Source organism: Ruegeria sp. BG9 (assembly GCF_056538305.1).
In genome coordinates, this window is record NZ_JBQFSY010000001.1 from 540,487 (window position 1) to 564,399 (window position 23,913).

Below are 23,913 nucleotides of genomic sequence, written 5' to 3' on the forward strand. Positions count from 1 at the left end.
ATCAAGAGAATGAGCAAGGACGCAGTTCTTCAGCTGATCAAGGAAGAAGGCGCAGAGTACGTCGACATCCGGTTCACCGACCCGCGCGGCAAGCTTCAGCACGTGACCATCATGGCCGACCAGGTAGATGAAGACTTCCTGGAAGAAGGCTTCATGTTCGACGGTTCGTCCATTGCGGGCTGGAAGTCGATCGAAGCGTCGGACATGAAACTGATGCCCGACACCGAAAGCGCCTATGTCGACCCGTTCTATGCGGAAAAGACCATCTGCTTGCACTGCTCGATTGTTGAGCCCGACACCGGCGAAGCCTATGAGCGTGACCCGCGCGGCACCGCTCAGAAAGCTGAAGCTTACCTGAAATCCTCGGGCATCGGTGATGTAGCATACATGGGCCCAGAAGCCGAATTCTTCCTGTTCGACGACGTCCGTTTCTCGAACAGTATCAACAAGGTATCCTACGAAGTTGATGCAACCGACGCGTCGTGGAACACCGACACCGAGTACGAGATGGGTAACATGGGCCATCGTCCGGGCGTAAAGGGCGGCTACTTCCCCGTGAACCCGGTTGACGAAGCACAAGACCTGCGTTCGGAAATGTTGTCGACCATGAAGCGTCTGGGCATGAAAGTGGACAAGCACCACCACGAGGTTGCGTCCTGTCAGCACGAGCTGGGCCTGATCTTTGACAGCCTGACCAAGCAAGCCGACGAGCTGCAGAAGTATAAATACGTCATCCACAACGTTGCGCACGCCTATGGCAAATCGGCCACCTTCATGCCGAAGCCGATCGCAGGTGACAACGGCACCGGTATGCACGTGAACATGTCGATCTGGAAAGACGGCAAGCCCCTGTTCGCTGGCGACAAATACGCCGACCTGTCGGACGAAGCGCTTTACTTCATCGGCGGTGTTCTGAAGCACGCGAAAACTCTGAACGCCTTCACCAACCCGTCGACCAACAGCTACAAGCGTCTGATCCCGGGCTTCGAAGCACCTGTTCTGCGCGCCTACTCGGCCCGTAACCGTTCGGGTTGTGTCCGTATTCCGTGGACCGAGAGCCCGAAAGCTAAGCGCGTTGAGGCTCGCTTCCCGGATCCAGCTGCGAACCCTTACTTGGCGTTTGCCGCACTGCTGATGGCTGGTCTGGACGGCATCAAGAACAAGATCGATCCGGGCGAAGCCATGGACAAGAACCTGTACGATCTGCCTGCTGAAGAACTGGCCGACATCCCGACCGTTTGCGGCTCGCTGCGTGAGGCTCTGGAAGCTCTGGCATCCGATCACGACTTCCTGCTGCAGGGCGACGTGTTCACCAAAGACCAGATCGACGGCTACATCGCACTGAAGATGGAAGAGGTCGAAACCTACGAGCACACACCGCACCCGGTAGAATACGGCATGTACTACAGCTGCTAAGCCGGTTGCAGACCTACCATTCCAAGGGCGTCCATTCGGGCGCCCTTGTTTCGTTTGGCGTGATCTTTCAAACTGACAGTCAAAACAGGTTGGGAGAGAGCGCATGTCACCCGATGACCCGTTCGCGCAATTCACCGAATATGTGACCTCGGCGGAACAGCTGGAACGCATCACCGGCGCGCCATTGCCTCAGATCATCGCAAAGGAACTGTCGGCTCTGGATCAGATGTGCCGGGACTTCATCGACAGGTCCACATTCTGCCTGATAGCATCAGCCAACCCGGACGGGTATCTCGATATCTCTCCGCGTGGCGACCCCGAAGGGTTCGTGCATGTCATCTCGGACCAGATGCTCGCCATTCCAGACCGACCCGGCAACAAACGCGTCGACACTTTTCACAACGTTCTGAAGGACCCACGCGTCAGTGTGATCTTCTTCGTCCCCGGCAAGATGGAGACGCTGCGCCTTCGCGGTATGGCGCGTATCTGTGCCGATGAAACGCTTTTGGGGACCATGGCTATCAAAGGCAAAGCGCCCAAGCTGGCGCTGCTGGTCCATGTCGAAACCGCCTTTGCCCACTGCCCCAAATGCGTCATCCGCTCCAACCTCTGGCAGCCGGAGAACTGGCCTGACTCCTCAGACCTGCCGAATATGAACGCGATGATGGTCAAACACGCCAAGATCGATAAAACCCCCGATGAATGGTTCGAAGACCTCAAGCAAGCAGGCGAGTTGGACCTGTATTAAACCCTTTGCGAAGCAGGAACTGGCGTTTAGCCTTGATGCAGATTGTATGAGGGAATTGACCTGATGTTGCGCATTCTAACCCTGACGCTCGCCCTGTCTGCACCGACGCTTGGTCTCGCGGCCCCCTGTGGGAACACCAGTGCCGGGTTCGAGGCCTGGAAAGCCGATTTCGCCAAGCAGGCCAAGAAATCCGGGGTGAAGAAGAAGGGTCTGCAAGCCCTTGCACAGACGCAATATGCGACCGGAACCATTGCCGCGGATCGAAACCAGAAAAGCTTCAAATACTCGCTGGATAAATTCATGCGTGTGCGCGGGGCCGACACCATTGTTGCGCAGGGACGCAAACGGAAGGCCAGAAACCCGGAGTTCTACGCCGCGTTGGAACGTCAATATGGAGTTCCCGCCGGGGTTCTGATCGCCATCCACGGTATGGAAACCGGCTTTGGGGGTTTTATGGGCGACAGTCAGGTTGTGTCAGCAATAACCACTCTGGCCTATGATTGTCGCCGATCCGAGTTCTTTATTCCCCATGCAATTGGGGCACTGAAGCTGGTTGATCAGGGTAGTATCACCATGGCGACAAAGGGGGCAAAACATGGCGAGTTGGGCCACACCCAGTTTCTGCCCGGCAACGCGCTGACCTACGGTGTCGATGCCACTGGGGACCGGCGTGTGGACTTCTACAACATGACGGATGCGCTGGCCTCAACCGCCAATTTCCTGCGCAAGAAAGGCTGGAAACCCGGTCGCGGCTACCAGCCGGGGCAGCCAAATTTCAAGGTTATCCAACAGTGGAACGCCGCCTCGGTCTACCAGCAATCTATCGCGATAATGGCTGCCCGAATCGATGGATAGCCCGGCCGCGATCCCGCCGCGCGCCCCTCACAGTTCAGCCACAATATCGCCATAGTTGCACGGAAAAAGCCTCAATCGCTTGGTTTCCAAAGCGTAGTCAATCCATCTGAATTTCGATTTTTTTGTAATTTCGTCAAATTCTGCCCCACATCGCGCTTTAGAATGATGCCCGAGACGACTTGCGGCAAAGGAATGCGCAGTGACCAAAAAGCACAGCTATCATGGCGGCTTGCAGTTTGCAGGCGACACCGACGGCGCGGTCGAGCGTTTCGGAACAATTGTCGCTGCGACCTTAGAAGACTACGGCCACCTCGTTGAGCGCAAGGCCCTGCTAAGCAACACAGAGGCCAGCATCGTCTGCAGCCAGTATCTCGTTCGTTTGACGCTCGAGACCGAGGAGCTGCAGCCCGACGACCGGCATGAGCGCCTGGATCGTGCCGCCGGCCTGAAGACCTTGGTTAGGCCGTCTGCGTCGCGTCCTCGCAACCGTTTGGTTATCAATATCTCCCCAGTGTCCCCTTTGCTGGATGATTCCGAAATCTCGGAGTTGATGTTGGTGGTTATCCTGTATCGCATGGTCGACATCTGCTCATCCCAGCGGGTGGAATGGCTGTCGCCTCATACGGTTCTGACAGTCGAGCAGTTCATGAGCGCCTTTGACACGCTCGCACCGACCAAACCCAGAAATCGCAAACAGATCTTTCAGTCGGTCAGCGGACAGTTTGCAGGGTTGAACTATCCGGAACCTGAAGAGTCCGAGATTGCCAAACCTGCCCCCCGCCCCATCCAACTGACCGATGAGCAATTGCTTAGCATCGCCTTTCGCACTGAAGATGACCCGGTGGCGCAGGCAACGCCTGATCCGCAAGAGGACACGTCCGACCGCCCCAGCGACGCCCTGCGTCTGAGCAGCTGGTGCCTGACGGGTGTCGTCGCCAGCATGTCCGCTCCGATTGCTGTGTCGATGGCTGCGGTCAACCTGATCCGAGGTGAGGATTTCCGCCTGAACACGCAAGTTCTGGTCTTTACCATTGCGATCGTAGCGCTGAACACCAGCAATGCATTTGCCGATGTCGCCACCGTGCTTGGCATGTAACCCAACTACCGAAGACCCTCCTTGGAGGCCCCGCCATCAGGCGGGGTTTTCCATTTCTGGCATCTGGTTTGCTGCCAAAACATAGGTATGGATCGAAAACACCACTGCGCGCGTTTCCGGCAAGCGCAGAAGGGTCTGACGTTCGCTACGCAAATATGGGGCGCGACCATGATCGCGGATTTCACGCCGATCGCTGGCGCTACGGGGCTGGTGCAGCTCGGGGTCGTCGTACCATAGGGCATTGAACCGCCAGAGTGGTCGCCCCGGTTGTATCCCGTCAAACAGACGCTGCACGCGACGAGCGATATTGTCATCATAGCTGTCCACGGGCACATGAATTCCAACCAACGGCCGCATGAACTTTTCACGCAAGAGCCAACTGGCCGGAAAGCACAGGATCGCACCGGTCAGAACATGCTCATCCCCGTGTTTCTGGAGGATGCAGAAATCCTCTTGCACCAGATTGCACAGCGTATCCAACGGGTTTGCAAAATCAATCGGCACACGCACGCCATCCGGGCGCAATGCGCAGTCAGTCGCCTCTGGGTAGGTTTGACGTAGAACAAGCTGCATCAACTCCTGCGCGGCTGGCTCCGCCTCGGGGGACAGGGTCAGAACATCGTCCCGCCGGTTTTTCAACAGGGCGGCACGGTGCGCCATCTGCGCAGCGAATGCATCGTCCTGGTGCAACCATTCCGACATATCGGTGGGCTGAATGCCTGGCAAGGCACGGGTTTGGCTAGGATCGTATGGGATACTGGACTGTAAAATGGCAACCATGCCATCCGCTTATCATTGGCCTGACCGACTGTCGGCAAAAAAGCGACCAAGAATCCGTCGTATTCTTCTGGGACACCCCAGACCGAAGTTTGATACCTCTCGGGTGAACCAGCAGAGGCCAGTCATGAACCAGCATTACCGCGACACGCGTAAAATTGACCCGACCCGAGGCGCAACGCTCGGCGATGGTACGCCGAATGACAATGACCGAATCGAAATCGGGCCCACCCAGCTTGCCTTTGAGGAATGGGCCGCGACCGGGCTGGCCCTGCCCAACCTGGAGCGTATGCGTGAGCATCGCTGGAAGCGTCTGACCCAAGCCATTGTGGATCGTGGATATGGCGGGTTGCTGATTTTTGACCCGCTCAATATCCGCTATGCAACCGACAGTACGAACATGCAGCTGTGGAACACCCACAACCCATTCCGGGCCGTTTTGCTTTGCGCTGACGGGTATATGGTGATCTGGGACTACAAGAACTCACCCTTCCTGTCCGAATTCAACCCGCTTGTGCGCGAGCAGCGCTCGGGAGCGGACCTGTTCTATTTCGACCGAGGCGACAAGGTGGATGTCGCAGCCGATGTGTTCTCGAACGAGGTGCGGATCCTGATCGAGGAACATAGCGGCGGCAACAAGCGTCTGGCCGTAGACAAGATTATGCTGCACGGTCTGCGCGCACTTGAGGCGCAGGGTTTCGCGGTAATGGAAGGCGAAGAGCTAACCGAGAAGACCCGCGCCATCAAAGGCCCGGATGAGATTCTGGCCATGCGCTGCGCCAGCCACGCCTGCGAAACCGCCGTGGCCGAAATGGAGAAATTCGCCCGCGCCAATGTTGGAGATGGCAAGACCTCGGAAGATGACATCTGGGCGGTTTTGCACGCCGAGAACATCCGTCGCGGTGGCGAGTGGATTGAAACCCGCCTGCTGGCTTCGGGTCAGCGCACCAATCCGTGGTTCCAGGAGTGCGGCCCGCGTATCACGCAACAGAACGAGATCATCGCCTTTGATACCGATCTGGTCGGATCCTACGGGATCTGCATCGATATCTCTCGCACATGGTGGATCGGTGACCAGAAGCCGCGCCCGGACATGGTCTATGCCATGCAGCACGCGCATGAGCATATCATGACCAACATGGAAATGCTGAAACCCGGCGTCATGATCCCTGAGCTTACCGCCAAAGCACACAAGCTGGATGACAAGTTCCAGGCCCAGAAATACGGCTGCCTGATGCATGGAGTCGGCTTGTGCGATGAATGGCCTCTGGTCGCGTACCCGGACAAAGCGGTCGAGGGCGCTTATGACTACCCGCTCGAACCCGGCATGGTCCTGTGCGTCGAGGCCGCTGTTGGTGAGGTCGGTGGGGACTTTTCGATCAAGCTGGAGGATCAGGTTCTGATCACCGAAGACGGCTATGAGAACCTGACCAGATACCCGTTTGACGCCCGCTTGATGGGGCTGGAGTAAGCACTCAGTCCGGCCAGGTCGAGCGCCGGACATTCCCGTGCCAATCCTCGGATGGAAGGGCGGCTTCGACACTGGTCGGGGTCGCCCTTTCCCAATTCTGGCCCAGTGAAAAGCCCAATACAGCGCTGAGCGCGATGAGGATCAGCAGATCAGCGCGGAGGTTAGGCTGGCGCGGCGTGCATGCCGTATGTGTCATCTCGGTCTCCTTGTCTTGCTTGGTGTGACGGCTGCAAGATGGGGGGAAGAGATCAATTATTAAAACGAATATTTGATGTGTGTATCATCACATTTTGTGAATACCGAAATATTCACTGGTTTTTGCTCACCTTCCCGTGACGCTTCCTACAATGGGGTTGAGACATCCGGCACAACTGCACACTATTGATCCCATACCGAAATCCAAGGAACTGCCATGCCCACCGAACGCATCACTTTTGCCGGTCACGACGGCGGCCGTCTGGCCGCGCGACTCGACCTGCCGGAAGGACCCGTCCTGGCGACCGCTCTGTTTGCGCATTGCTTCACCTGCTCAAAGGACATTCCTGCCGCGCGTCGGATCTCGGCCCGTTTGGCGGCAATGGGCATTGCCGTTTTGCGTTTTGATTTCACAGGGCTGGGCCATTCCGAGGGCGAGTTCGCAAATACAACCTTCACCTCGAATGTCGAAGACCTGATCGCGGCCGCGCACTACCTTGTGGACCGAGACATGGCCCCTGCATTGCTGATCGGGCATTCGCTGGGGGGCGCTGCGGTTCTACGCGCGCGGGCGGGCATTCCTTCGGTCAAGGCGGTGGTAACGCTTGGGGCACCAGCCGATCCGGGACACGTCTCGCACCATTTCGAACAGGCTCTGCCCGAGATCGAACAAGAAGGCAGCGCCGAGGTTTCTCTGGGCGGTCGCCCCTTCCGCATCGGCAAGGCCTTTGTCGATGATATTTCGGAGGCTGCGCTGACCCCCTCGGTTGCCGACCTCAAGGCCGCGCTTTTGATCCTGCACGCGCCGCGGGATGAAACGGTAAGCATCGACAACGCCAGCACGCTCTTTTTGGCCGCCAAACACCCCAAGAGCTTCGTGACACTCGACGATGCCGATCACCTGATCACGCGGGCCAAAGACGCCGAATATGCCGCTGACGTCATTTCAGCATGGGTTTCGCGCTATATCGAACTCCGCCCACCTGCCCCGCCACCAGGCGCGCCCGAAGGTGTTGTCCGAGTGACCGAGGCCGATCCCAATGGCTTCCTGCAGGATATCCAAGCCGGACCGCGCCATCACGTCGTCGCGGATGAGCCCGTATCATACGGCGGCACGGATCGCGGTATGTCGCCCTACGGCTTTGTCTCGTCGGGGCTTGGGGCTTGCACGTCAATGACGATCCGCATGTATGCTCGGCGCAAGAAGTGGCCGCTGACCAGTGTTTCGGTCGATGTGTGTCACAATAAGGTCCACGCGCAGGATGCAGGGCTGAACGGGGACGCCAAAGTCGATCTGTTCCGCCGCAAGATTCGGCTTGAAGGGCCACTGGATCAGGCCCAGCGCGACCGCCTTTTGGAAATCGCCGACAAATGCCCGGTGCATCGCACGTTGGAGGGTTCGGCGCATATCACGACCGAACTCCTCCCCTGAGCGTTGCGTTTCTCAGCCCCTGCGAGGCGCGGGCCGATGGATCGGAGGCCGCGCTGCTGGCGGTCGCGCAACCGGAGGCCGTGGCCGCGCCGGAGGCTTTGCGATCGGCGGCGTCGGACGTGCCGGAGGTCTGTTGACCGGCGGTCGATCCGGCCTGTCCGGACGGTCGATATCGATATCCACATCCACGTCGTGGTAGTAGTCGTTCCACAGCATCGAGTCGTAGAAGGGATCATACCCATATCCGACCCCTACCCCGACGCTGACGCCATCACAGGCCGCCAACGTCAGGCTTGAAATCCCCAGACCCAACACAACAACGGATCGCTTCATCAGTTTACGTGTCATCTGAGCCTCCTATTGCAACGACCGGAACGACGCGAACACGGCGTTCAGATCATCCACATAGGCAGGATCGGCCCCATTCCGCAGGATCGTAACGGCGATCGCAACGCGCCCACGGGGCAGATCAATGATGGTGGCGGTGAAACTCACGCCTCCATTTCGCGTGCCTGTGCCCCGGATCACCTTGGCGGGTAGCCCTGCAATCCGAGTGTCGCTGGTGCTGGTCACCGTAGGATCATTCACCAGAAACTTGTCGATATCATCCAGATAACGCAGCCCATCCTGAATACTGGTCACTCCGGCCGGCGAGACAAAGCCCATCCAGACCGTGTCATCCGTGACCGGCTTGAACCCCATCACACGCGCCACAGCGCGGGGGTCGCCCAGCTCGGTGTCTTCAATGTCGCGTGGACCGCCTGTGCGCAGCACCCAGAAATCCGGCACCGCAAAGCTGAAGAGCGCACGCCCGGCGTCGGTATAAGTCACCGGGGTATCTGCGGCAGCTGGCACAGCCGCCCCGACCCAAAGGGCCGCGCAGGCCGCCAGAGCCGTCTTTAAACGAATACGCATATCTCAATTGCCTAATTATTTCACTGAACGCAGATTGGCCCGTCGCGGCTGGTCTTGTCCAGCACCGCCTTGCCTAGAAAAGAAAAACCCGCGCCTCGGATCTCGGGGCGCGGGCTAGGATTTCAGCAGGCTCAGGCGCTTAGCTGCGCGCGTCTCCGACCAGTTTCCAAACGGCGGGGATCAGCAGGGCCGCCAGACCCAGCTTGATGGCGTCGCCCAGCAGGAACGGTGTCAGGCCCCATTCCAGGATCGGCTTGTCCCAACCGTAGAGCTGACCCAGCCACAGCAGGCCCGGTACGTAGATCAGAACGTTGGCCAGCAACAGCGCCAGTGCCAGTTTGGCAATCGAGCGGTCCCAGCCGCGGGCGGCCAGAGCGCCCAGCAAAACGGTCGCCATCAGGTAGCCGACCAGATAGCCGCCGGTGCCGCCCATCATGTAGGTCAGACCGAATTTCTCGGCCGTGGAACCTGCGAACACGTCAAAGCCCAGCGCGCCGACCAGCAGGTAGCCCAGCATGGTGATCAGACCCAGACGTGCGCCATAGGCGGTGCCGATGGTCAGAACGGCAAAGGTGCCCATGGTGATCGGAACAGGCCACATCGGCACTTTGATTTTCGCGGCAACCGCCAGGGCCACGATGCCCAGAGCGACCAGTACAACCTGCTTTACAAGCAGCGCCGTCCCTTCACGCGGGCCAAACGCATTGGCCAGAACGTTTACATTCATCTTAACTTCTCCCAATTCGGACCAAGATTTCTGCACCAGCAATGCCTTGTCAGCGCTCAAACTGCAACATGATTACGCTATCGCAGCATAGTCTGTGGTCATTTCGTAGGATTTTCGCGGCCCATTCACCGTCCATTGCACCGACCAGCGGGGCCAGTCGTGGAAATCATAGACCGCATCGTAACTGTCAGGCGCACAATCATGGTGGTCCGACGCGTTTTGCTCGCCCAGCGTCAAGGCATGGAAAAACCGCCCGTCGTCGAAATGGATCAACACGCGATGTCCACCGTCGCGCCATAAATACTTGCGGGTTCCTTTCATCGGAGGCTGGCCGGGGATGCTGAGCGTCACCTCTTCGGTGTAGATCAGCCCGTCCTCGGATCGCAGCAGCTGGGCCTCTCCCTCTGCCTGCACGACCTGCCCGGCCCGCGCATCGTGGATCGTGCGCGTCAGGCGCCAGCGCCCTTCGAAATCGGACAATGTTGTCGGTGCAGTCGTCATTTTCAATATCCCGGCCAGATCGCCGCAATCGGGCACTCATGCCTTGTTCCCATACGCCTGCGGCGTTAAACCCCGCCGCAACGCTCTCTGCCAAATCACAATAAGGTCCTGCTGCCAATGATTCCTCGTTATTCCCGCCCCGAGATGGTTGCCATCTGGTCGCCCGAAACCAAGTTCCGCATCTGGTACGAGATCGAGGCGCATGCCTGCGAAGCCATGGCTGATCTGGGCGTGATCCCGCGTGAAAACGCCGACGCGGTGTGGAAAGCTAAGGACGTGGAATTCGACGTGGCCCGCATTGATGAAATCGAGGCCGTCACCAAGCACGACGTCATCGCCTTCCTGACTCACCTGGCCGAGCATGTGGGCAGCGAAGAAGCCCGCTTTGTGCATCAGGGCATGACCAGCTCAGACGTTCTGGACACGTGCTTCAACGTGCAGCTGACCCGCGCCGCCGATATTCTGATCGCAGACCTCGAAGGGTTGCTGGCCGCTCTGAAACGCCGCGCCATCGAACACAAAGACACGGTTCGCATCGGCCGCAGCCACGGCATCCACGCCGAGCCCACAACGATGGGCCTGACCTTTGCCCGCTTCTACGCCGAGATGGATCGCAACCTGTCTCGTATGCGTGACGCGCGCGCAGAAATCGCCACCGGCGCGATCAGCGGCGCGGTCGGCACCTTCGCCAATATCGACCCCCGCGTTGAAGAGCATGTCTGCGACCAGTTGGGCCTGGTGCCCGAACCGATCAGCACTCAGGTCATCCCACGCGACCGCCACGCGGCCTTCTTTGCCACTCTGGGCGTCATCGCCAGCAGCATCGAGAACATCGCCATCGAAATCCGCCACATGCAGCGGACCGAGGTTCTTGAAGCCGAAGAGTTCTTCTCGAAAGGCCAAAAGGGCTCCTCGGCGATGCCGCACAAGCGCAACCCGGTTCTGACTGAAAACCTGACCGGTCTGGCCCGTCTGGTCCGGATGGCCGTCGTGCCCGCGATGGAGAACGTGGCCCTGTGGCATGAGCGTGACATCTCGCACTCGTCGGTCGAGCGGAATATTGGCCCTGATACCACCGTGACGCTAGACTTCGCGCTGTCGCGTCTGACCAGCGTGGTCGACAAGCTGGTCGTTTACCCGGAAAACATGCTGGCCAACATGAACAAATTCCGTGGTTTGGTCATGAGCCAGCGCGTGCTGCTGGCCCTTACCCAAGCCGGTGTCAGCCGCGAAGATGCCTACCGTCTGGTGCAGCGTAACGCGATGAAGGTTTGGGAAGAAGGCAAGGACTTCAAAACCGAACTTCTGGGCGATGCCGAGGTGACCGCTGCCCTCAGCGTGGAAGAGATCGAAGAGAAATTCGATCTGGGCTACCACACCAAGCATGTCGACACGATTTTCGAGCGTGTCTTCGGCGAATAAACCATCCCAGAAAAGCGCTCGGCCCCTCATCGACCGGGCGCTTTTCGCATCATCACGCACTTCGTGAACAAAAATTCTGTCTGCTTTGTGAATAAATCGAAAAGCTCCGGTGTTAGCTTTTTTGAAGATCACACTATGATTTCAATGAGCAGACCTGACCACGGAGTTAAAACTATGCGCATTCTTCTTGCATCCGCGATTGCACTGACCTCTTTCGCCTTTTCCCCCATAGTAGCCCACGCGGCCGGTGGCGGCGGTGCCAATCCCCCCAAGCCCACCAACACGACCAAGAAATGCCTGTTCGGTCGGGTCTGGAGCGAAGACCGCGGGCGCTGCGTCAAACCAAGTGCTACGAATTTCACCGATGAGGACCTCTATGAGGCCGTTCGTGAGCTGGCCTATGATGGTCAGTTGGAAAACGCCCAGAACATCCTGCGCGTCATGAGCGATCAAAGCGATGACCGCGTTCTGACCTACTGGGGCTTCACGCACCGCAAGATGGGCAACATTGAGCTGGCGAATGCCTACTACGAGCAAGCCATCGCCACAAACCCCGATAACCTTCTGGCGCGCAGCTATATGGCTCAGGGCTTTGTGGCCGAAGGGAAAACCGATCTAGCCATTGCCCAATGGCGCGAAATCAAGGCCCGTGGCGGCGAAGGCACCTGGGCAGAGGCGTCTCTGCGCGAGGCCATCAAGACCGGGCTGACCTATAACTACTGAGGTTCAACCTTTCTTTACCTGATTCCCGCTAACCTGCCTGTGGAACGCAACTATGGCACCGCAGGCAGATGCAGGACATGAATACTTTGGTTCAGGTGGCACCGGGGGCTCAGCACTCGGGCGCAGGTCAGGCGGGCGAAGCGCCCCGCGTCGTCCCACGCACACTTAGCAATCGCCAAAAGGCCGCTATCGTGGTGCGTCTGTTGCTGAATGAAGGAGCGGACATTCCACTAGAGGAACTGCCCGACGAATTGCAGGAAACACTCACGCATCAACTGGGTCAGATGGGTCTTGTAGACCGTGTGACGCTGGATGCAGTGGCGCAGGAGTTTGGCGACGCGCTGGATAGCGTGGGCCTGTCCTTCCCCCATGGCCTCGCCGGTGCGCTGGATGCGGTAAACGGCAAGATTGCCCCCGCCACCGCAGCGAGATTGCGCAAGATCGCCGGCGTGCGTCAGATTGGTGATCCGTGGCAAAGACTGCGAGAAATTTCGGCCGAGGATCTGGCCCAGATGGCGCAGGCAGAAAGCACTGAGGTGGCCGCCGTGATGCTGTCCAAGCTCGACACGGCCAAAGCCGCGCAATTGCTGGGGCACCTGCCCGGCCCCATTGCGCGACGCATCACCTATGCTATCTCCAAAACGGCCAATGTGACCCCTGAAGCGGTGGAACGGATCGGCTGGTCGCTGGCTGCTCAACTGGATCAACGCCCGTCGCAGGCGTTTTCCGATGGCCCCGGTGCGCGCGTAGGGGCGATCCTGAACCAATCGGCGGCCTCGACCCGCAATGGGCTGCTGACGGCCCTGAACGAAGAAGATGCCGAATTCGCGGATATCGTGCGTCAATCCATCTTCACTTTCGCGCATATCCCGGCCCGTATCGCCGCGCGCGATGTGCCCGCCATTCTGCGCGGGGTCGAACAAGCCAGCCTTGTCACCGCGTTGGCGGGGGCCGCTGCCGATAAAGACAAGGCGTCAGTCGAGTTCATCCTGTCCAGCATCTCTTCCCGTATGGCCGACAATCTGCGCGACGAAATGGCTGAACGCGGGCGCGTCAAACAGTCCGAGGCCGAAGAGGCCATGACCGAGATCGTAGGCGCAATTCGCGCCTTGGTAGACGATGGCACGCTGACATTGGTCGAGCCGGAAGAAGACGAAGACTGACCTCAACCGGCAGAGTGCTTGAGCTTGCCGGGCCGGGCCTGTATGTCTGGCCCAGCAAAACGCAACACGCCGTGAGACACCTCCATGCCTGTCGAAAAGTCAGAGCTCAGCCGGTTTGAGCTTGGGAAATACTATGTCGCCAGTCTGTTCCTGAAAGGCGTAATCGGTGGCATGCGGTTGCTGCCCTATGGAACCCGCATCGCGGCAATGGGGACTTTGGTGCGCGGATTGGCCCCGCTGGTGGGGTTCCGAAAACGGGTCCGAGGCAACCTGAAACTCACCTGCCCTGAGCTTTCAGATCGTGACATTAACCGTATCTCGGCTGAGGTCTCGGACAATGCAGGCCGGGCCATGATGGAACACTTCTCGCCCGAAGGGTTCACGGCGCGCCAACGCAACGCCAAGACATCAGGCCCCGGTGTGGCTGCTTTTGATGCCGCTGCCGCCGAGGGGCGACCGGTCATGATCATCGCAGCGCATTTTGGGCACTACTTGGCAGCGCGAATCGCGCTGCAGGCCCGCAGCGGGCGCCCAATAGGTTGCCTATTCCGTCGCATGGCCAACCCGTATTTCAACGAGGCCTATGTCAAAGCCTTCTACAAAACCGGCTCACCCATGTTCGAACAAGGCCGGCGTGGGATGGTTGAGATGGTGCGCTCCCTCAAAGGCGGTGAAATGATCGCAATCGTCTCGGACCTGCACGTTCATGGCGGGGAGGAGTTAATGTTCTTTGGCAAACCCGCCGTCACATCCCTGCTGAATGCCGAACTTGCGATGAAGTTCAATGCGGTCATGATCCCCTGCTATGCAGTACGCCAACCTAATGGTCTGGATTTCGAGATTGTGTTACACGACCCGGTGCCACATTCCGACCCCAGAACCATGACGCAGCTTATCAACGACGATCTGGAACAAATGGTGCGCCAGCATATGGGTCAATGGTTCTGGATTCACCGCCGCTGGAAGGCATGGAACGGGCTGGGTGTTCAGCCCGAGGATATGCCCTGATCACTTCACATGTGCGGCCGCAATAATTGGCCCGTGACCTGCCCGCTGCACCAGAACAACCGCTGGCAGGTCCGAATCCAACTGTGCTGCAAACGCCTGCTCATTGACGCCGTCCCAGCGCCCGGCCATCTGCCAGCTTTCCACCACATTGGCATAATCGAGGTCATGGCCCGCGAGCTCTCCACGCCGGATAGAGGCATGGCGCAGCGGCGTGTACTGAACGATCCGCACGTCGTAGGTATCCCCAGCTGGCAAGTCGATCGGCGTTACGCGCACCGTCACCTCTTGCCCCGAACGTTCGGCTTCGACTTCGGCGGTCGGCGCAGCGATGAGATGTGCCTTGATCAGCCGATCCAATTCCTGCGCCTTCGCGCCAACCACGTCGTGCTGCCCGTTGATCACCATCTGAGGTGTGTAGATCATCGACCGGCCACCATTGCGGGCATAGGCCCGTTGCCGCGACGTATGATCCGCAATGGCGTATTCGTCCTTCCAGCCGATGTAGTCCCAGTAGTCCACATGCAGCGCCAGCCCGATCACGTCATCGCGCTTGATTAGCTCGTGCAAAAGCCGATCCGCCGGCGGGCAGGACGAACACCCTTGCGAGGTGAACAGCTCGATCACAACCGGATCCTCTTGCGCCGATACTGAAAAGGCGGCACAGGCGGATAGAATGGTGGCTGCTAGGGCGGATTTGAACATGAGTTCCCTCGGCTTGAAAATTATGCAAAACGGATAAACGTTTTGCTCTTCAAGCTCCAATCAAGGTTTCTTGAGACGAGGCGACCTCCTGCCCTTGAATTTGCATACCACAGTATACACTTTCGATTTGTCACTAACTGACGCTTGAACCCCGGACAAACGTGATCAAGATAAACCGCAGCGAATCCCATTTTCCAAGTTATTTGAGAGGGAGGCCACAGGATGCCTATCAAAACCGGACAGGATACCGCCAAAACACGCCGCAGCCTGAGCGTGAATGGCAAAACCATTTCCTACTACTCCATCCCCGCCGCCCAAGAGGCCGGTCTGGGGGATTTCTCCAAGCTGCCCGCCGCGCTGAAAGTGGTGCTGGAAAACATGCTGCGGTTTGAGGATGACGGATTCTCTGTCTCTGTCGACGACATCAAGGCCTTTGCGGAATGGGGTGAGAACGGAGGCAAGAACCCGCGCGAGATCGCCTATCGCCCTGCCCGCGTGCTGATGCAGGATTTCACCGGTGTGCCTGCCGTGGTTGATCTGGCTGCCATGCGCGATGGGATCAAAGCTTTGGGCGGAGATGCGCAAAAAATCAATCCGCTAAACCCGGTGGATCTGGTCATCGACCACTCGGTCATGATTGACGAGTTCGGCAACCCGCGTGCGTTCCAGATGAATGTGGACCGCGAATACGAACGCAATATGGAACGCTACCAATTCCTGAAATGGGGTCAGAACGCGTTCAACAATTTCCGCGTCGTACCGCCTGGCACCGGCATCTGCCATCAGGTGAACCTTGAATATTTGGCCCAAACCGTCTGGACGGATACTGATCAGAATGGCGAAGAGGTCGCCTATCCCGACACCCTCGTGGGCACCGACAGCCACACCACTATGGTCAACGGCATGGCCGTTCTGGGATGGGGCGTCGGCGGGATTGAGGCAGAGGCAGCGATGCTCGGCCAGCCGATCTCGATGTTGATCCCCGAGGTCGTGGGCTTTGAACTGACCGGCGCGATGGTCGAGGGCACTACCGGCACTGACCTTGTGCTGAAAGTCGTCGAGATGCTGCGTGAAAAGGGCGTGGTTGGAAAATTCGTCGAATTCTACGGCGATGGTCTGGATCGCCTTCCGCTGGCCGACCGTGCCACGATCGCCAACATGGCCCCCGAATATGGCGCAACCTGCGGCTTCTTCCCAATCGACGGCGAAACCCTGCGCTACATGCGCAATACCGGGCGCGACGAAGAGCGACTTGCGCTGGTCGAAGCCTATGCCAAGGAAAACGGGCTGTGGCGTGATGAGAACTACGCGCCGATCTATACCGACACCCTGTCACTAGATATGGGCACCATTGTGCCTGCGATCTCGGGGCCGAAACGTCCGCAGGACTATGTGGCGCTGACGGAAGCGAAGGCTGCGTTCCTGAACGAGATGGAGAAGACCTTCAAACGCCCGATGGGCAAGCAGGTCGAAGTCAAAGGCGAGAACTACGGTATGGAATCAGGCAAGGTCGTGATCGCCTCGATCACCTCCTGCACCAACACCTCGAACCCCTATGTGATGATCGGAGCGGGTCTTGTAGCCCGCAAGGCCGCCGCGCTGGGTCTGGACCGAAAGCCATGGGTGAAGACCTCGCTTGCGCCGGGATCGCAGGTGGTTTCCGCCTATCTTGAGGCGGCGGGTCTGCAAGACGATCTGGACAAGATCGGGTTCAACCTTGTGGGCTATGGCTGCACCACCTGTATCGGTAACTCGGGTCCGATCCAGCGAGAAATCAGCGAAGCTATTTCCGAAGGCGATCTTGTCGCCACCTCGGTTCTCTCGGGCAACCGTAACTTCGAAGGGCGGATCTCGCCGGATGTGCGCGCCAACTATCTGGCCTCGCCGCCTCTGGTCGTTGTCTATGCGCTGGCAGGCACCATGGATATTGACCTGACCTCCGAACCCATCGGTCAGGATCGGGACGGCAATGACGTCTTTATGAAGGACATCTGGCCCAGCCAGAGCGAAATCGCGGAGTTGGTCGAAGCAACCGTCACCCGCGAGGCGTTCCAGTCGAAATATGCCGACGTTTTCAAAGGGGATGAGAAATGGCGTGAGGTCGAGGTTCCGCAGCAGGAAACCTATGACTGGCCGCCGACCTCGACCTATATCCAGAACCCGCCCTATTTTCAGGGCATGGGGGCTGAGCCGGGCACGATCTCGAACATCGAGGGGGCCAAGGTGCTGGCGATCCTCGGCGATATGGTCACGACCGACCATATCTCACCCGCTGGATCGTTTGCCACGACCTCGCCCGCCGGTCAGTACCTGATGGAACGTCAGGTGCAGCCGCGTGAGTTCAACTCCTACGGCTCGCGCCGGGGCAACCATGAGGTCATGATGCGCGGCACCTTCGCCAATATCCGCATCAAGAACGAGATGTTGGACGGGGTCGAAGGTGGCTACACCAAGGGGCCGGATGGCGCGCAGACCTCGATCTACGACGCGTCGATGGCGTATCAGGCGAATGGCACCCCTCTGGTCGTTTTCGGAGGTGAGCAATATGGCGCGGGCTCGTCCCGCGATTGGGCCGCGAAGGGGACCGCTCTGCTGGGTATCAAAGCCGTGATTGCAGAGAGTTTTGAGCGCATCCACCGTTCAAACCTCGTGGGCATGGGCGTGATTCCGTTTGAATTCACCGGTGGAGACACGCGCAAAACACTTGGGCTGAAGGGTGATGAGACGGTCTCGATCCACGGTCTGGACACGATTGAGCCACTGCAGGAGGTGTCTTGCGACATTACCTACGGGGATGGCACCGAGAAGACCATCACCCTGAAATGCCGCATAGATACAGCCCCTGAGATCGAATACATCGAGAACGGCGGTGTTCTGCACTATGTGCTGCGAAATCTCGCGAAGGCGGGTTGACGTGGTGTTGATCCACAGACTGAAAAGGACGCCGACCGGCGTCCTTTTTTTATGCGAGGCTCTGCCTCGCGCTCCGAGGTATTTTTGAACAGAAGAAGTTGATTGTGTCCTGAGTGGACTATCAACCGTGCGCAGGAGGTTGGTATGGAGAAAGTGGCTTTGGTAACCGGCGGCGCGCGGGGGATCGGGCGCGCCATCGTGGAAGACCTACGGCGCGATCATCGTGTTGCTTTCACATGGCTGTCCACCGAACCCGATCCGAAGTTGGAAGGGGAAAGTTTGCAACCGATACGGTCCGATCTGACGCAGGACGGACAGCCTGAAGGGGTTATACGCGACGTTGTCGAACGTTTCGGGCGGCTGGACGTGATCGTGAACAATTCGGGTTTGGTCAGATCCACTCCGAAAGAGGATTTTGACCGGGAAGACCATCGCTCCATTTTGGATTTAAATCTGCTGGTCCCCGCTGCTTTGTTGGCGGCTGCTCTACCTCATTTGAAACCGGACTCGGCGATTGTCAGCATTTCCTCGATGAACGCCGTTTTGCCACCGAAAGACGCGGTGATTTATGGGGCAAGCAAGGCGGCCCTCAACCTGTGGACACGCGGGATGGCAAAGGAACTTGGGCCTCAGGGTATCCGGGTTAATGCTGTGGCACCGGGGGCGATTAACATCCCCGAAGACCCACGCACCGAAGACTTGACCGCTTTGTTCGTCGAGAACACGGCCATAGGGCGGATCGGGAGGCCCGAGGATATCGCGAAGGCCGTAAGGTTCTTGGCGTCAGACGACGCCGCGTTCATCACGGGTGAGACCTTGGCTGTAACCGGTGGCTACAGGCTCTAACCGCCAGCCGCTTTTTCAAGCGCCGGGCGGATCGTGCTTTCGATCACACGTTGGGTGATCGGACCGGCGAAACGCAGGACCACGGTGCCTTCCCCGTCGATCACATAGGTTTCGGGAACGCCGTAAAGCCCCCAATCCAAAGCCATGCGGCCCTGCTCGTCGCGACCGATGCCGGTATAGGGATCGCCCAATTCAGTCAGAAAGCTTTGCGCATTGTCCAACTTGTCTTTGTAGTTGACGCCGTAGACCGGGATGCCTTCGTTCGACAGCGCCTCAAGGTTTGGATGCTCTGCGCGACAGGGGGCACACCAGCTGGCCCAGTAGTTGACCAGCTTGACCTGCCCGTCCCGCAGGGTCGCGTCGTCGAAAGGCGTTTTGCCCGGAAACTCGGTCAGGACGACCGGAGGGGCGGGTTGCCCTTCGCGGGCAGATGGAAGAGCGTTGGGGTCGTCTCGGAACATACCGATCCCGGCCAGAACGGCAAAAGCACCAAAAATCAAAGGCGGGGCGACCATCAAAGGCGAAATCTTAGCCATTGCGCGACATCCTTTGTTCGATTTTCTCCATCTCGGCCCGCACTTTGCGTCCCCGGATCACGCTAAAGACGACCAGCGCCACGAGCAGCAGGATCGAAGCAGCGTAGGACGACAAGACAGCGTCCGCGTATTTTCCAAGATCAGGCATCATGCGCCCACCCTTTCCCGTGCCAGCAGCGCTTTGACCCGACGCGCGCGGATTTCGGTGCCGGTGCGATACAGAACCAATGCGATGAACAGCAGAACGAAGCCAATGATGCAGACCAGCAATGGATAGAAGAACACGTTGCTAACCTTCTCTTCGGTGTCCGTTCCCGTGACCGCTCCGGCCCGCATGACCGAGGCGCCCTGGTGCAGCCCCTGGTTCCAGAAGTTTACCGCATAACGGCTGAGAATCGCGAAGACCGACCCCACAAGACACAGGACCGAAGTCAGGTCTGCGGCGGTGTCCGGGTCCTCGATCGCTTCCCACAGGGCGACGTAGCCGAGATAAAATAGGAACAGGATCAGGAACGAGGTCAGGCGTGGATCCCAGGCCCACCATGTGCCCCACATCGGCTGGCCCCAAATCGCACCAGTCGCAAGTGCGATCAAGGTCATCACGATGCCCACAGGTGCGGCGGCACGCGCGGCCAGAGCGCTGACGTGATGGCGGCGGACCAGCCAGATCAACGACGTTACCAGCATCATCAGCCAGCAATTGATCGCCATAAGGGCCGATGGGACGTGCAAGTAGATGATCTTAACCGTCGATCCCTGCCGGAAGTCATCGGGCGTGAAGAAGAAGCCCCAGACCAGCCCTACCACGATGCAAACCGCGGAGGTGATCCAGAAAAAGGGCAAGACACGCTCGCTGGTGGCAAGAAACTTGCGCGGGTTGGCATATTCCCAGAGGGCGTTGGCTTTGGCTGCGATAGACATGGCCGTTATTTAGTCTGACTCGGGTTCATTCTCAATTGACCTTGCTCAAAGTTGTGGCGCTTCACCGCAGATTGATGCGCAGGACCGCTGCGCTGGCGAATGGAAGCAGAGCGATCGTGGCCATCGTGATCCCCGCCAGCATCAAAAGTGGGGTTTGGGTCTCCATCCCGGCGGCACCTCGGCGGGCGACTTCTGCGCCGAAGATCAGGGTTGGGACGTAGAGCGGTAGAACCAGAAGCGACAACAGCAGGCCACCGCGCTTCAAACCGACAGTCAGGGCTGCGCCGAAGGTGCCGATGACGCTCATGGCAGGCGTCCCGAGCAGGAGCGAGATCACCAGCCAGAAGAACCCTGGCGCGGGAAGGTTCAGCAAGACGCCCAGAAACGGTGCTGCCAGAACCAAAGGCAAACCGGTCGTGATCCAATGCGCCAATGCTTTGATCGAGACCACAGCCTCTAGCGGGAGAGGCGCGGTCGCCAAAAGGTCCAGAGAGCCATCCTCCCAATCCAGGGCCAGAAGACGGTCGAGAGATAACAGGCAGGCAAGCAAAGCGCCCAACCATAGAATTCCCGGCGCGATGGTCGAGAGTAGCGACGATTGCGGGCCGACCGCAAAGGGCACCAGAACCGTGACGATCAAGAAGAAGGCCAGACCGAGACCAAAGCCTCCGCCTGCGCGGAAGGCCAGCTTCAGGTCCCGCAGCAACAGGGCAATCACAGGAAACCTCCATCAAAGTCATCGATGGGTTGCGGTTTGGCCTTGTAGGGACCGACGTCCAGAACCTCTCCGTCGAGGCCGAGGTCGATATGGGTTGCAATCAGGGCCGAGCCACCCTGCCCCAAATGCCCGCGCACAGCGTCAGCGAACATCTGAACGGCGTTTTTGTCGAGTGAGACGGTTGGTTCGTCCAGCATCCAGATCGGCCGCCCCGTGACCAGCATCCGTGCAAGGCCCAGCCTGCGCTTTTGCCCGGCCGACAAGTTGCCCGCATGGCGGTCGGACAGGTCATTCAGCGCAAAGGCGTCTAGTGCTGGCTGGATGTCATGGGTCCCAAAGACGGACGCCCAGAAGGCAAGATTTTCGACAACCGTCAGGGTTGGCTTCAAACCATCGGAATGCGAGGCGTAGGCGATCTGGTCCTCGGCACCTTCGATCTTTCCCGCCAAAGCAGGCTGTAGCCCTGCCAGAGTGCGGAGCAGCGTTGTTTTTCCTATTCCGTTCGGCCCACGCAAAATGAGCGCCTGACCGGGGGTGAGTTTGAAGCTCACCCCCTTGAGCACGGGCACGCCACCACGGGTGATGGTCAGATCGAAAACGGTTAGAGTCATGAGACTCGCTTATCCGATTGGGGACGCAGGCAAAAGGTTGGATTTGACGCAGGGAGCTAGGGCAGTGCGCTTGGATGTGTTCGGATGCGAGGGGCCAGCCCCTCGCGCTCCCCGAGATATTTTTGGCCAGATGAAAGGGATCCCGTCAGACGGGGATAAGAGCGAGCGCGATGCGGCGACCTTCGGATAGCAGGACGTTGTAGGTACGGCAGGCGGCGGGTGAGTTCATGATCTCGACGCCGATCCCGGCGGATTCGAGAGTTTGGCGCAGCTCGGGCGGGATGTTGACCAGCTCTGCTCCGGTTCCGATGAACAGAACGTCGACCACCTCGGACAGTTCGCGAAGTGGGCCGGCGTCTGAGTATCCGCCCCACGCCTGCGTTCCCGTCGGGCCAGTCAGCACTGCGCCTTGATGCACGCGCCCTCCGATCCGGAAAAAACCGGGGCCGTACCCGTCGACGGGTTCAGCATTGGTGTAGTTGATCTCATTCAATCGCATGCGCCGTGTTTACCCCCAAAGCGGCAGGCCGGACAAGGCCGCCAGCGCAATCGCCAGATAGGCGGCCGCGCGATACAAGCGTTCTCGGTCTGGTCGGAAAAGCCACCCGCCCAGCCAATTGCCCAGCAAGTTGGGTAGCGCCAGAAGAAGACCCAGCCCAGCAGCGGCAAGGGTGACCTGCGCCATACCGGTCAGGTAGCCGAGTAGCAGGAAATCGAACCCGAACAGAAACAGCAGGATCGTCGCGCGAATGACGTCCACCGGTAGTGGGCGCGACATGTAGAACAGGATGACGGCCGGACCAGGGAGCCCGGCGACACCGCCAAGAAACCCGGCGGCTCCGCCGATGCCCGTGACCATCACGCGGCTGACATGACCGTGATAGCGCAGGCCGAGGATCAGAATGGCCAGCATCGCAAGGGCCAGACCGCTGACTGCATAGCGGAAAACCTCAGGCGCGACCTGCGTCAACACCCATAGCCCAAGCGGCAGGACCAGTGCGCAGCCGAGCAGGAGGCGTGTCAGATCGCCCTTGTTCACGGCACTCCATGCCCGGCGCAGATTTGGCAGGGGTCCGAAGATATCCATGATCGTCAGGCCGATCAGCGCTCCGAACGGGCCGAGATAAGGGGTCGCGATGGGCAGGAAAACCAAAGCGGTGCCAAACCCCGAGAAGCCGCGAACGACGCCCCCAAGAAAGGCTGCAAATAAAACTACGGCCAGACCCTGTGGGGACTGGCCGAAGAGCTCAGGCATCTACGTTGGCAAACTGGTTGCCCGCGTTGTTGGAAGGCTTGGACCAATCACGCTTGACGCCCAGCCACAGCAAGATGGTCGAGGCAACGAAGACCGACGAATAGGTCCCCACGATCACACCCCAGATCATCGCGAAGACAAAGCCCCGGATCACATCGCCGCCCAGCACATAGAGCGATATCAGCGCCAGCAGGGTTGTGACCGAGGTCATCACCGTCCGGCTGAGGGTTTCGTTGATCGAAATATTGAGCACCTCTTTGAGGTCTTTCTTCTTGTACTTCCGCAGATTTTCGCGCACGCGGTCGAACACGACCACGGTGTCGTTCAGTGAGTAACCCACGATGGTCAGAAGCGCCGCGATGATGGCCAGATCGAAGCGGATTTGAAGCTCGGAGAAGATGCCGATGGTCAGGATCACGTCATGCACAAGTGCCGCGACCGCGCCAAGAGCGAACTGCCATTCGAACCGCAGCCAGATATAGACGAGCACCGCTCCGATGGCCAAAACGATGGCGATCACGGCTGTCTGGATCAACTCGCCCGAGACTTTGGGGCCAACCGACTCCACCGATACGAATTGGATATCGGGGATCACGGCCTGCAACGCGCCCTCAACAGCTGTGATGGTCGAGGCTTCGACAGCTTCTGCATCTGCCTGTGCCTGAATGCGGATCATTGCAACGTTGTCTTCCGGTCCGAAGGTCGGGTCAAAAATCTCAGTGATTGAGACGTCGCCCAGTTCGAGAGGTGCAATTGCGTCGCGATAGACACCCACGTCAATCGGCTGGGTGCTTTCGGTACGGATCGTTGTGCCGCCCCGGAAGTCGATGCCGAAATTCAAACCCTGCAACATGAATGAGGCAAAGGCCACAACCATCATCAGGGCCGAGATGCCCAGCCAGAGCTTCCAGCGGCTGAAGAAATCGAACGAGGTGCTTTGGGGTACGAGTTTCAGTCTCATG

At 58.9% G+C, this 23,913-nt stretch carries 27 protein-coding genes; 12 read left to right on the plus strand and 15 right to left on the minus strand.

Going from position 1 to position 23,913, the window contains the following annotated elements:
* Window positions 1–9: 9 nt before the first annotated feature.
* The 4 genes from glnA to ACR0I8_RS02755 all read left to right on the plus strand — a co-directional run bounded on the left by glnA (window position 10) and on the right by ACR0I8_RS02755 (window position 4,115).
* Window positions 10–1,416: a type I glutamate--ammonia ligase gene (gene glnA, locus ACR0I8_RS02740; RefSeq protein ID WP_170374049.1), complete on the plus strand. Its 1,407-nt coding sequence runs from the start codon at window positions 10–12 to the stop codon at window positions 1,414–1,416.
* A gap of 103 nt (window positions 1,417–1,519) precedes the next feature.
* Window positions 1,520–2,164 carry an MSMEG_1061 family FMN-dependent PPOX-type flavoprotein gene (locus tag ACR0I8_RS02745; protein ID WP_170688867.1) on the plus strand — a complete coding sequence of 215 codons (645 nt, stop codon included), beginning with the start codon at window positions 1,520–1,522 and terminating at the stop codon, window positions 2,162–2,164.
* 63 nt (window positions 2,165–2,227) lie between these two features.
* The gene (locus tag ACR0I8_RS02750) at window positions 2,228–3,019 is read left to right on the plus strand and encodes a lytic murein transglycosylase (RefSeq protein ID WP_170553052.1); all 792 of its coding nucleotides are present in this window, start codon (window positions 2,228–2,230) and stop codon (window positions 3,017–3,019) included.
* Window positions 3,020–3,218: 199 nt separating this feature from the next.
* Window positions 3,219–4,115: a hypothetical protein gene (locus ACR0I8_RS02755; RefSeq protein ID WP_170688868.1), complete on the plus strand. Its 897-nt coding sequence runs from the start codon at window positions 3,219–3,221 to the stop codon at window positions 4,113–4,115.
* Between the two features lie 36 nt (window positions 4,116–4,151).
* Here ACR0I8_RS02755 and ACR0I8_RS02760 read toward each other — a convergent pair whose 3' ends face one another.
* The gene (locus ACR0I8_RS02760) at window positions 4,152–4,895 is read right to left on the minus strand and encodes a heme-dependent oxidative N-demethylase family protein (protein WP_170688869.1); all 744 of its coding nucleotides are present in this window, start codon (window positions 4,893–4,895) and stop codon (window positions 4,152–4,154) included.
* A 124-nt stretch (window positions 4,896–5,019) separates the two neighbouring features.
* On the opposite strand from ACR0I8_RS02760, the gene dddP reads away from it, so the two are divergent.
* Window positions 5,020–6,363: a dimethylsulfonioproprionate lyase DddP gene (gene dddP, locus ACR0I8_RS02765; protein ID WP_170688870.1), complete on the plus strand. Its 1,344-nt coding sequence runs from the start codon at window positions 5,020–5,022 to the stop codon at window positions 6,361–6,363.
* Window positions 6,364–6,367: 4 nt separating this feature from the next.
* Here dddP and ACR0I8_RS02770 read toward each other — a convergent pair whose 3' ends face one another.
* Entirely contained in the window at window positions 6,368–6,559 is a 192-nt protein-coding gene (locus tag ACR0I8_RS02770; RefSeq protein ID WP_170688871.1) for a hypothetical protein, read from the minus strand.
* A gap of 216 nt (window positions 6,560–6,775) precedes the next feature.
* Here ACR0I8_RS02770 and ACR0I8_RS02775 point away from each other — a divergent pair, with 216 nt between their 5' ends.
* Window positions 6,776–7,990 carry a bifunctional alpha/beta hydrolase/OsmC family protein gene (locus ACR0I8_RS02775; protein ID WP_170688872.1) on the plus strand — a complete coding sequence of 405 codons (1,215 nt, stop codon included), beginning with the start codon at window positions 6,776–6,778 and terminating at the stop codon, window positions 7,988–7,990.
* Window positions 7,991–8,002: 12 nt separating this feature from the next.
* Here ACR0I8_RS02775 and ACR0I8_RS02780 read toward each other — a convergent pair whose 3' ends face one another.
* The 4 genes from ACR0I8_RS02780 to ACR0I8_RS02795 form a co-directional block, all read right to left on the minus strand.
* Complete coding sequence (locus tag ACR0I8_RS02780; RefSeq protein ID WP_170688873.1) at window positions 8,003–8,338, minus strand: hypothetical protein; 336 nt, start codon at window positions 8,336–8,338, stop codon at window positions 8,003–8,005.
* A gap of 9 nt (window positions 8,339–8,347) precedes the next feature.
* The gene (locus tag ACR0I8_RS02785; protein WP_170688874.1) at window positions 8,348–8,905 is read right to left on the minus strand and encodes a hypothetical protein; all 558 of its coding nucleotides are present in this window, start codon (window positions 8,903–8,905) and stop codon (window positions 8,348–8,350) included.
* A gap of 139 nt (window positions 8,906–9,044) precedes the next feature.
* The gene (locus ACR0I8_RS02790; protein WP_170374059.1) at window positions 9,045–9,632 is read right to left on the minus strand and encodes a biotin transporter BioY; all 588 of its coding nucleotides are present in this window, start codon (window positions 9,630–9,632) and stop codon (window positions 9,045–9,047) included.
* Window positions 9,633–9,704: 72 nt separating this feature from the next.
* Window positions 9,705–10,133: a DUF6314 family protein gene (locus tag ACR0I8_RS02795; RefSeq protein ID WP_170688875.1), complete on the minus strand. Its 429-nt coding sequence runs from the start codon at window positions 10,131–10,133 to the stop codon at window positions 9,705–9,707.
* A 117-nt stretch (window positions 10,134–10,250) separates the two neighbouring features.
* Here ACR0I8_RS02795 and purB point away from each other — a divergent pair, with 117 nt between their 5' ends.
* The 4 genes from purB (at window position 10,251) to ACR0I8_RS02815 (ending at window position 14,449) form a co-directional block, all read left to right on the plus strand.
* On the plus strand, window positions 10,251–11,555 hold the full coding sequence (purB, locus tag ACR0I8_RS02800) for an adenylosuccinate lyase (protein WP_170458892.1): 1,305 nt from the start codon (window positions 10,251–10,253) through the stop codon (window positions 11,553–11,555).
* A 174-nt stretch (window positions 11,556–11,729) separates the two neighbouring features.
* Entirely contained in the window at window positions 11,730–12,278 is a 549-nt protein-coding gene (locus ACR0I8_RS02805; RefSeq protein WP_170688876.1) for a tetratricopeptide repeat protein, read from the plus strand.
* 77 nt (window positions 12,279–12,355) lie between these two features.
* Window positions 12,356–13,441 carry a flagellar motor switch protein FliG gene (locus ACR0I8_RS02810; RefSeq protein ID WP_480523266.1) on the plus strand — a complete coding sequence of 362 codons (1,086 nt, stop codon included), beginning with the start codon at window positions 12,356–12,358 and terminating at the stop codon, window positions 13,439–13,441.
* Between the two features lie 84 nt (window positions 13,442–13,525).
* On the plus strand, window positions 13,526–14,449 hold the full coding sequence (locus ACR0I8_RS02815) for a lysophospholipid acyltransferase family protein (protein ID WP_170688878.1): 924 nt from the start codon (window positions 13,526–13,528) through the stop codon (window positions 14,447–14,449).
* Here ACR0I8_RS02815 and ACR0I8_RS02820 read toward each other — a convergent pair whose 3' ends face one another.
* Window positions 14,450–15,151: a DUF1223 domain-containing protein gene (locus tag ACR0I8_RS02820; RefSeq protein WP_170688879.1), complete on the minus strand. Its 702-nt coding sequence runs from the start codon at window positions 15,149–15,151 to the stop codon at window positions 14,450–14,452. It lies immediately after the preceding gene.
* A 222-nt stretch (window positions 15,152–15,373) separates the two neighbouring features.
* Between ACR0I8_RS02820 and acnA the strand changes: the two genes are divergently transcribed.
* Together acnA and ACR0I8_RS02830 are read left to right on the plus strand one after the other, a co-directional pair.
* Window positions 15,374–18,064, plus strand: a complete 2,691-nt coding sequence (gene acnA, locus ACR0I8_RS02825) for an aconitate hydratase AcnA (protein WP_170688880.1) — start codon at window positions 15,374–15,376, stop codon at window positions 18,062–18,064.
* Window positions 18,065–18,208: 144 nt separating this feature from the next.
* Complete coding sequence (locus tag ACR0I8_RS02830; RefSeq protein ID WP_170688881.1) at window positions 18,209–18,910, plus strand: SDR family oxidoreductase; 702 nt, start codon at window positions 18,209–18,211, stop codon at window positions 18,908–18,910.
* Here ACR0I8_RS02830 and ACR0I8_RS02835 read toward each other — a convergent pair.
* The 8 genes from ACR0I8_RS02835 to secF all read right to left on the minus strand — a co-directional run bounded on the left by ACR0I8_RS02835 (window position 18,907) and on the right by secF (window position 23,912).
* Entirely contained in the window at window positions 18,907–19,446 is a 540-nt protein-coding gene (locus ACR0I8_RS02835; RefSeq protein ID WP_170374068.1) for a DsbE family thiol:disulfide interchange protein, read from the minus strand. The two genes, ACR0I8_RS02830 and ACR0I8_RS02835, sit on opposite strands and share 4 nt — an antisense overlap.
* The gene (ccmD, locus tag ACR0I8_RS02840) at window positions 19,439–19,597 is read right to left on the minus strand and encodes a heme exporter protein CcmD (RefSeq protein ID WP_170374069.1); all 159 of its coding nucleotides are present in this window, start codon (window positions 19,595–19,597) and stop codon (window positions 19,439–19,441) included. The genes ACR0I8_RS02835 and ccmD overlap by 8 nt, the downstream gene beginning before the upstream one ends.
* On the minus strand, window positions 19,594–20,367 hold the full coding sequence (locus ACR0I8_RS02845; protein WP_170688882.1) for a heme ABC transporter permease: 774 nt from the start codon (window positions 20,365–20,367) through the stop codon (window positions 19,594–19,596). Before ACR0I8_RS02845 ends, ccmD begins: the two co-directional genes overlap by 4 nt.
* Before the next feature lie 61 nt (window positions 20,368–20,428).
* On the minus strand, window positions 20,429–21,085 hold the full coding sequence (gene ccmB, locus ACR0I8_RS02850) for a heme exporter protein CcmB (RefSeq protein ID WP_170639549.1): 657 nt from the start codon (window positions 21,083–21,085) through the stop codon (window positions 20,429–20,431).
* Complete coding sequence (gene ccmA, locus ACR0I8_RS02855; protein WP_170688883.1) at window positions 21,082–21,696, minus strand: heme ABC exporter ATP-binding protein CcmA; 615 nt, start codon at window positions 21,694–21,696, stop codon at window positions 21,082–21,084. The genes ccmB and ccmA overlap by 4 nt, the downstream gene beginning before the upstream one ends.
* 145 nt (window positions 21,697–21,841) lie before the next feature.
* On the minus strand, window positions 21,842–22,195 hold the full coding sequence (locus tag ACR0I8_RS02860; RefSeq protein ID WP_170688884.1) for an Mth938-like domain-containing protein: 354 nt from the start codon (window positions 22,193–22,195) through the stop codon (window positions 21,842–21,844).
* Window positions 22,196–22,204: 9 nt separating this feature from the next.
* Window positions 22,205–22,951, minus strand: a complete 747-nt coding sequence (locus tag ACR0I8_RS02865; RefSeq protein ID WP_170688885.1) for a TSUP family transporter — start codon at window positions 22,949–22,951, stop codon at window positions 22,205–22,207.
* The gene (gene secF / locus ACR0I8_RS02870) at window positions 22,944–23,912 is read right to left on the minus strand and encodes a protein translocase subunit SecF (RefSeq protein WP_170374075.1); all 969 of its coding nucleotides are present in this window, start codon (window positions 23,910–23,912) and stop codon (window positions 22,944–22,946) included. The genes ACR0I8_RS02865 and secF overlap by 8 nt, the downstream gene beginning before the upstream one ends.
* Window position 23,913 lies beyond the last annotated feature (1 nt).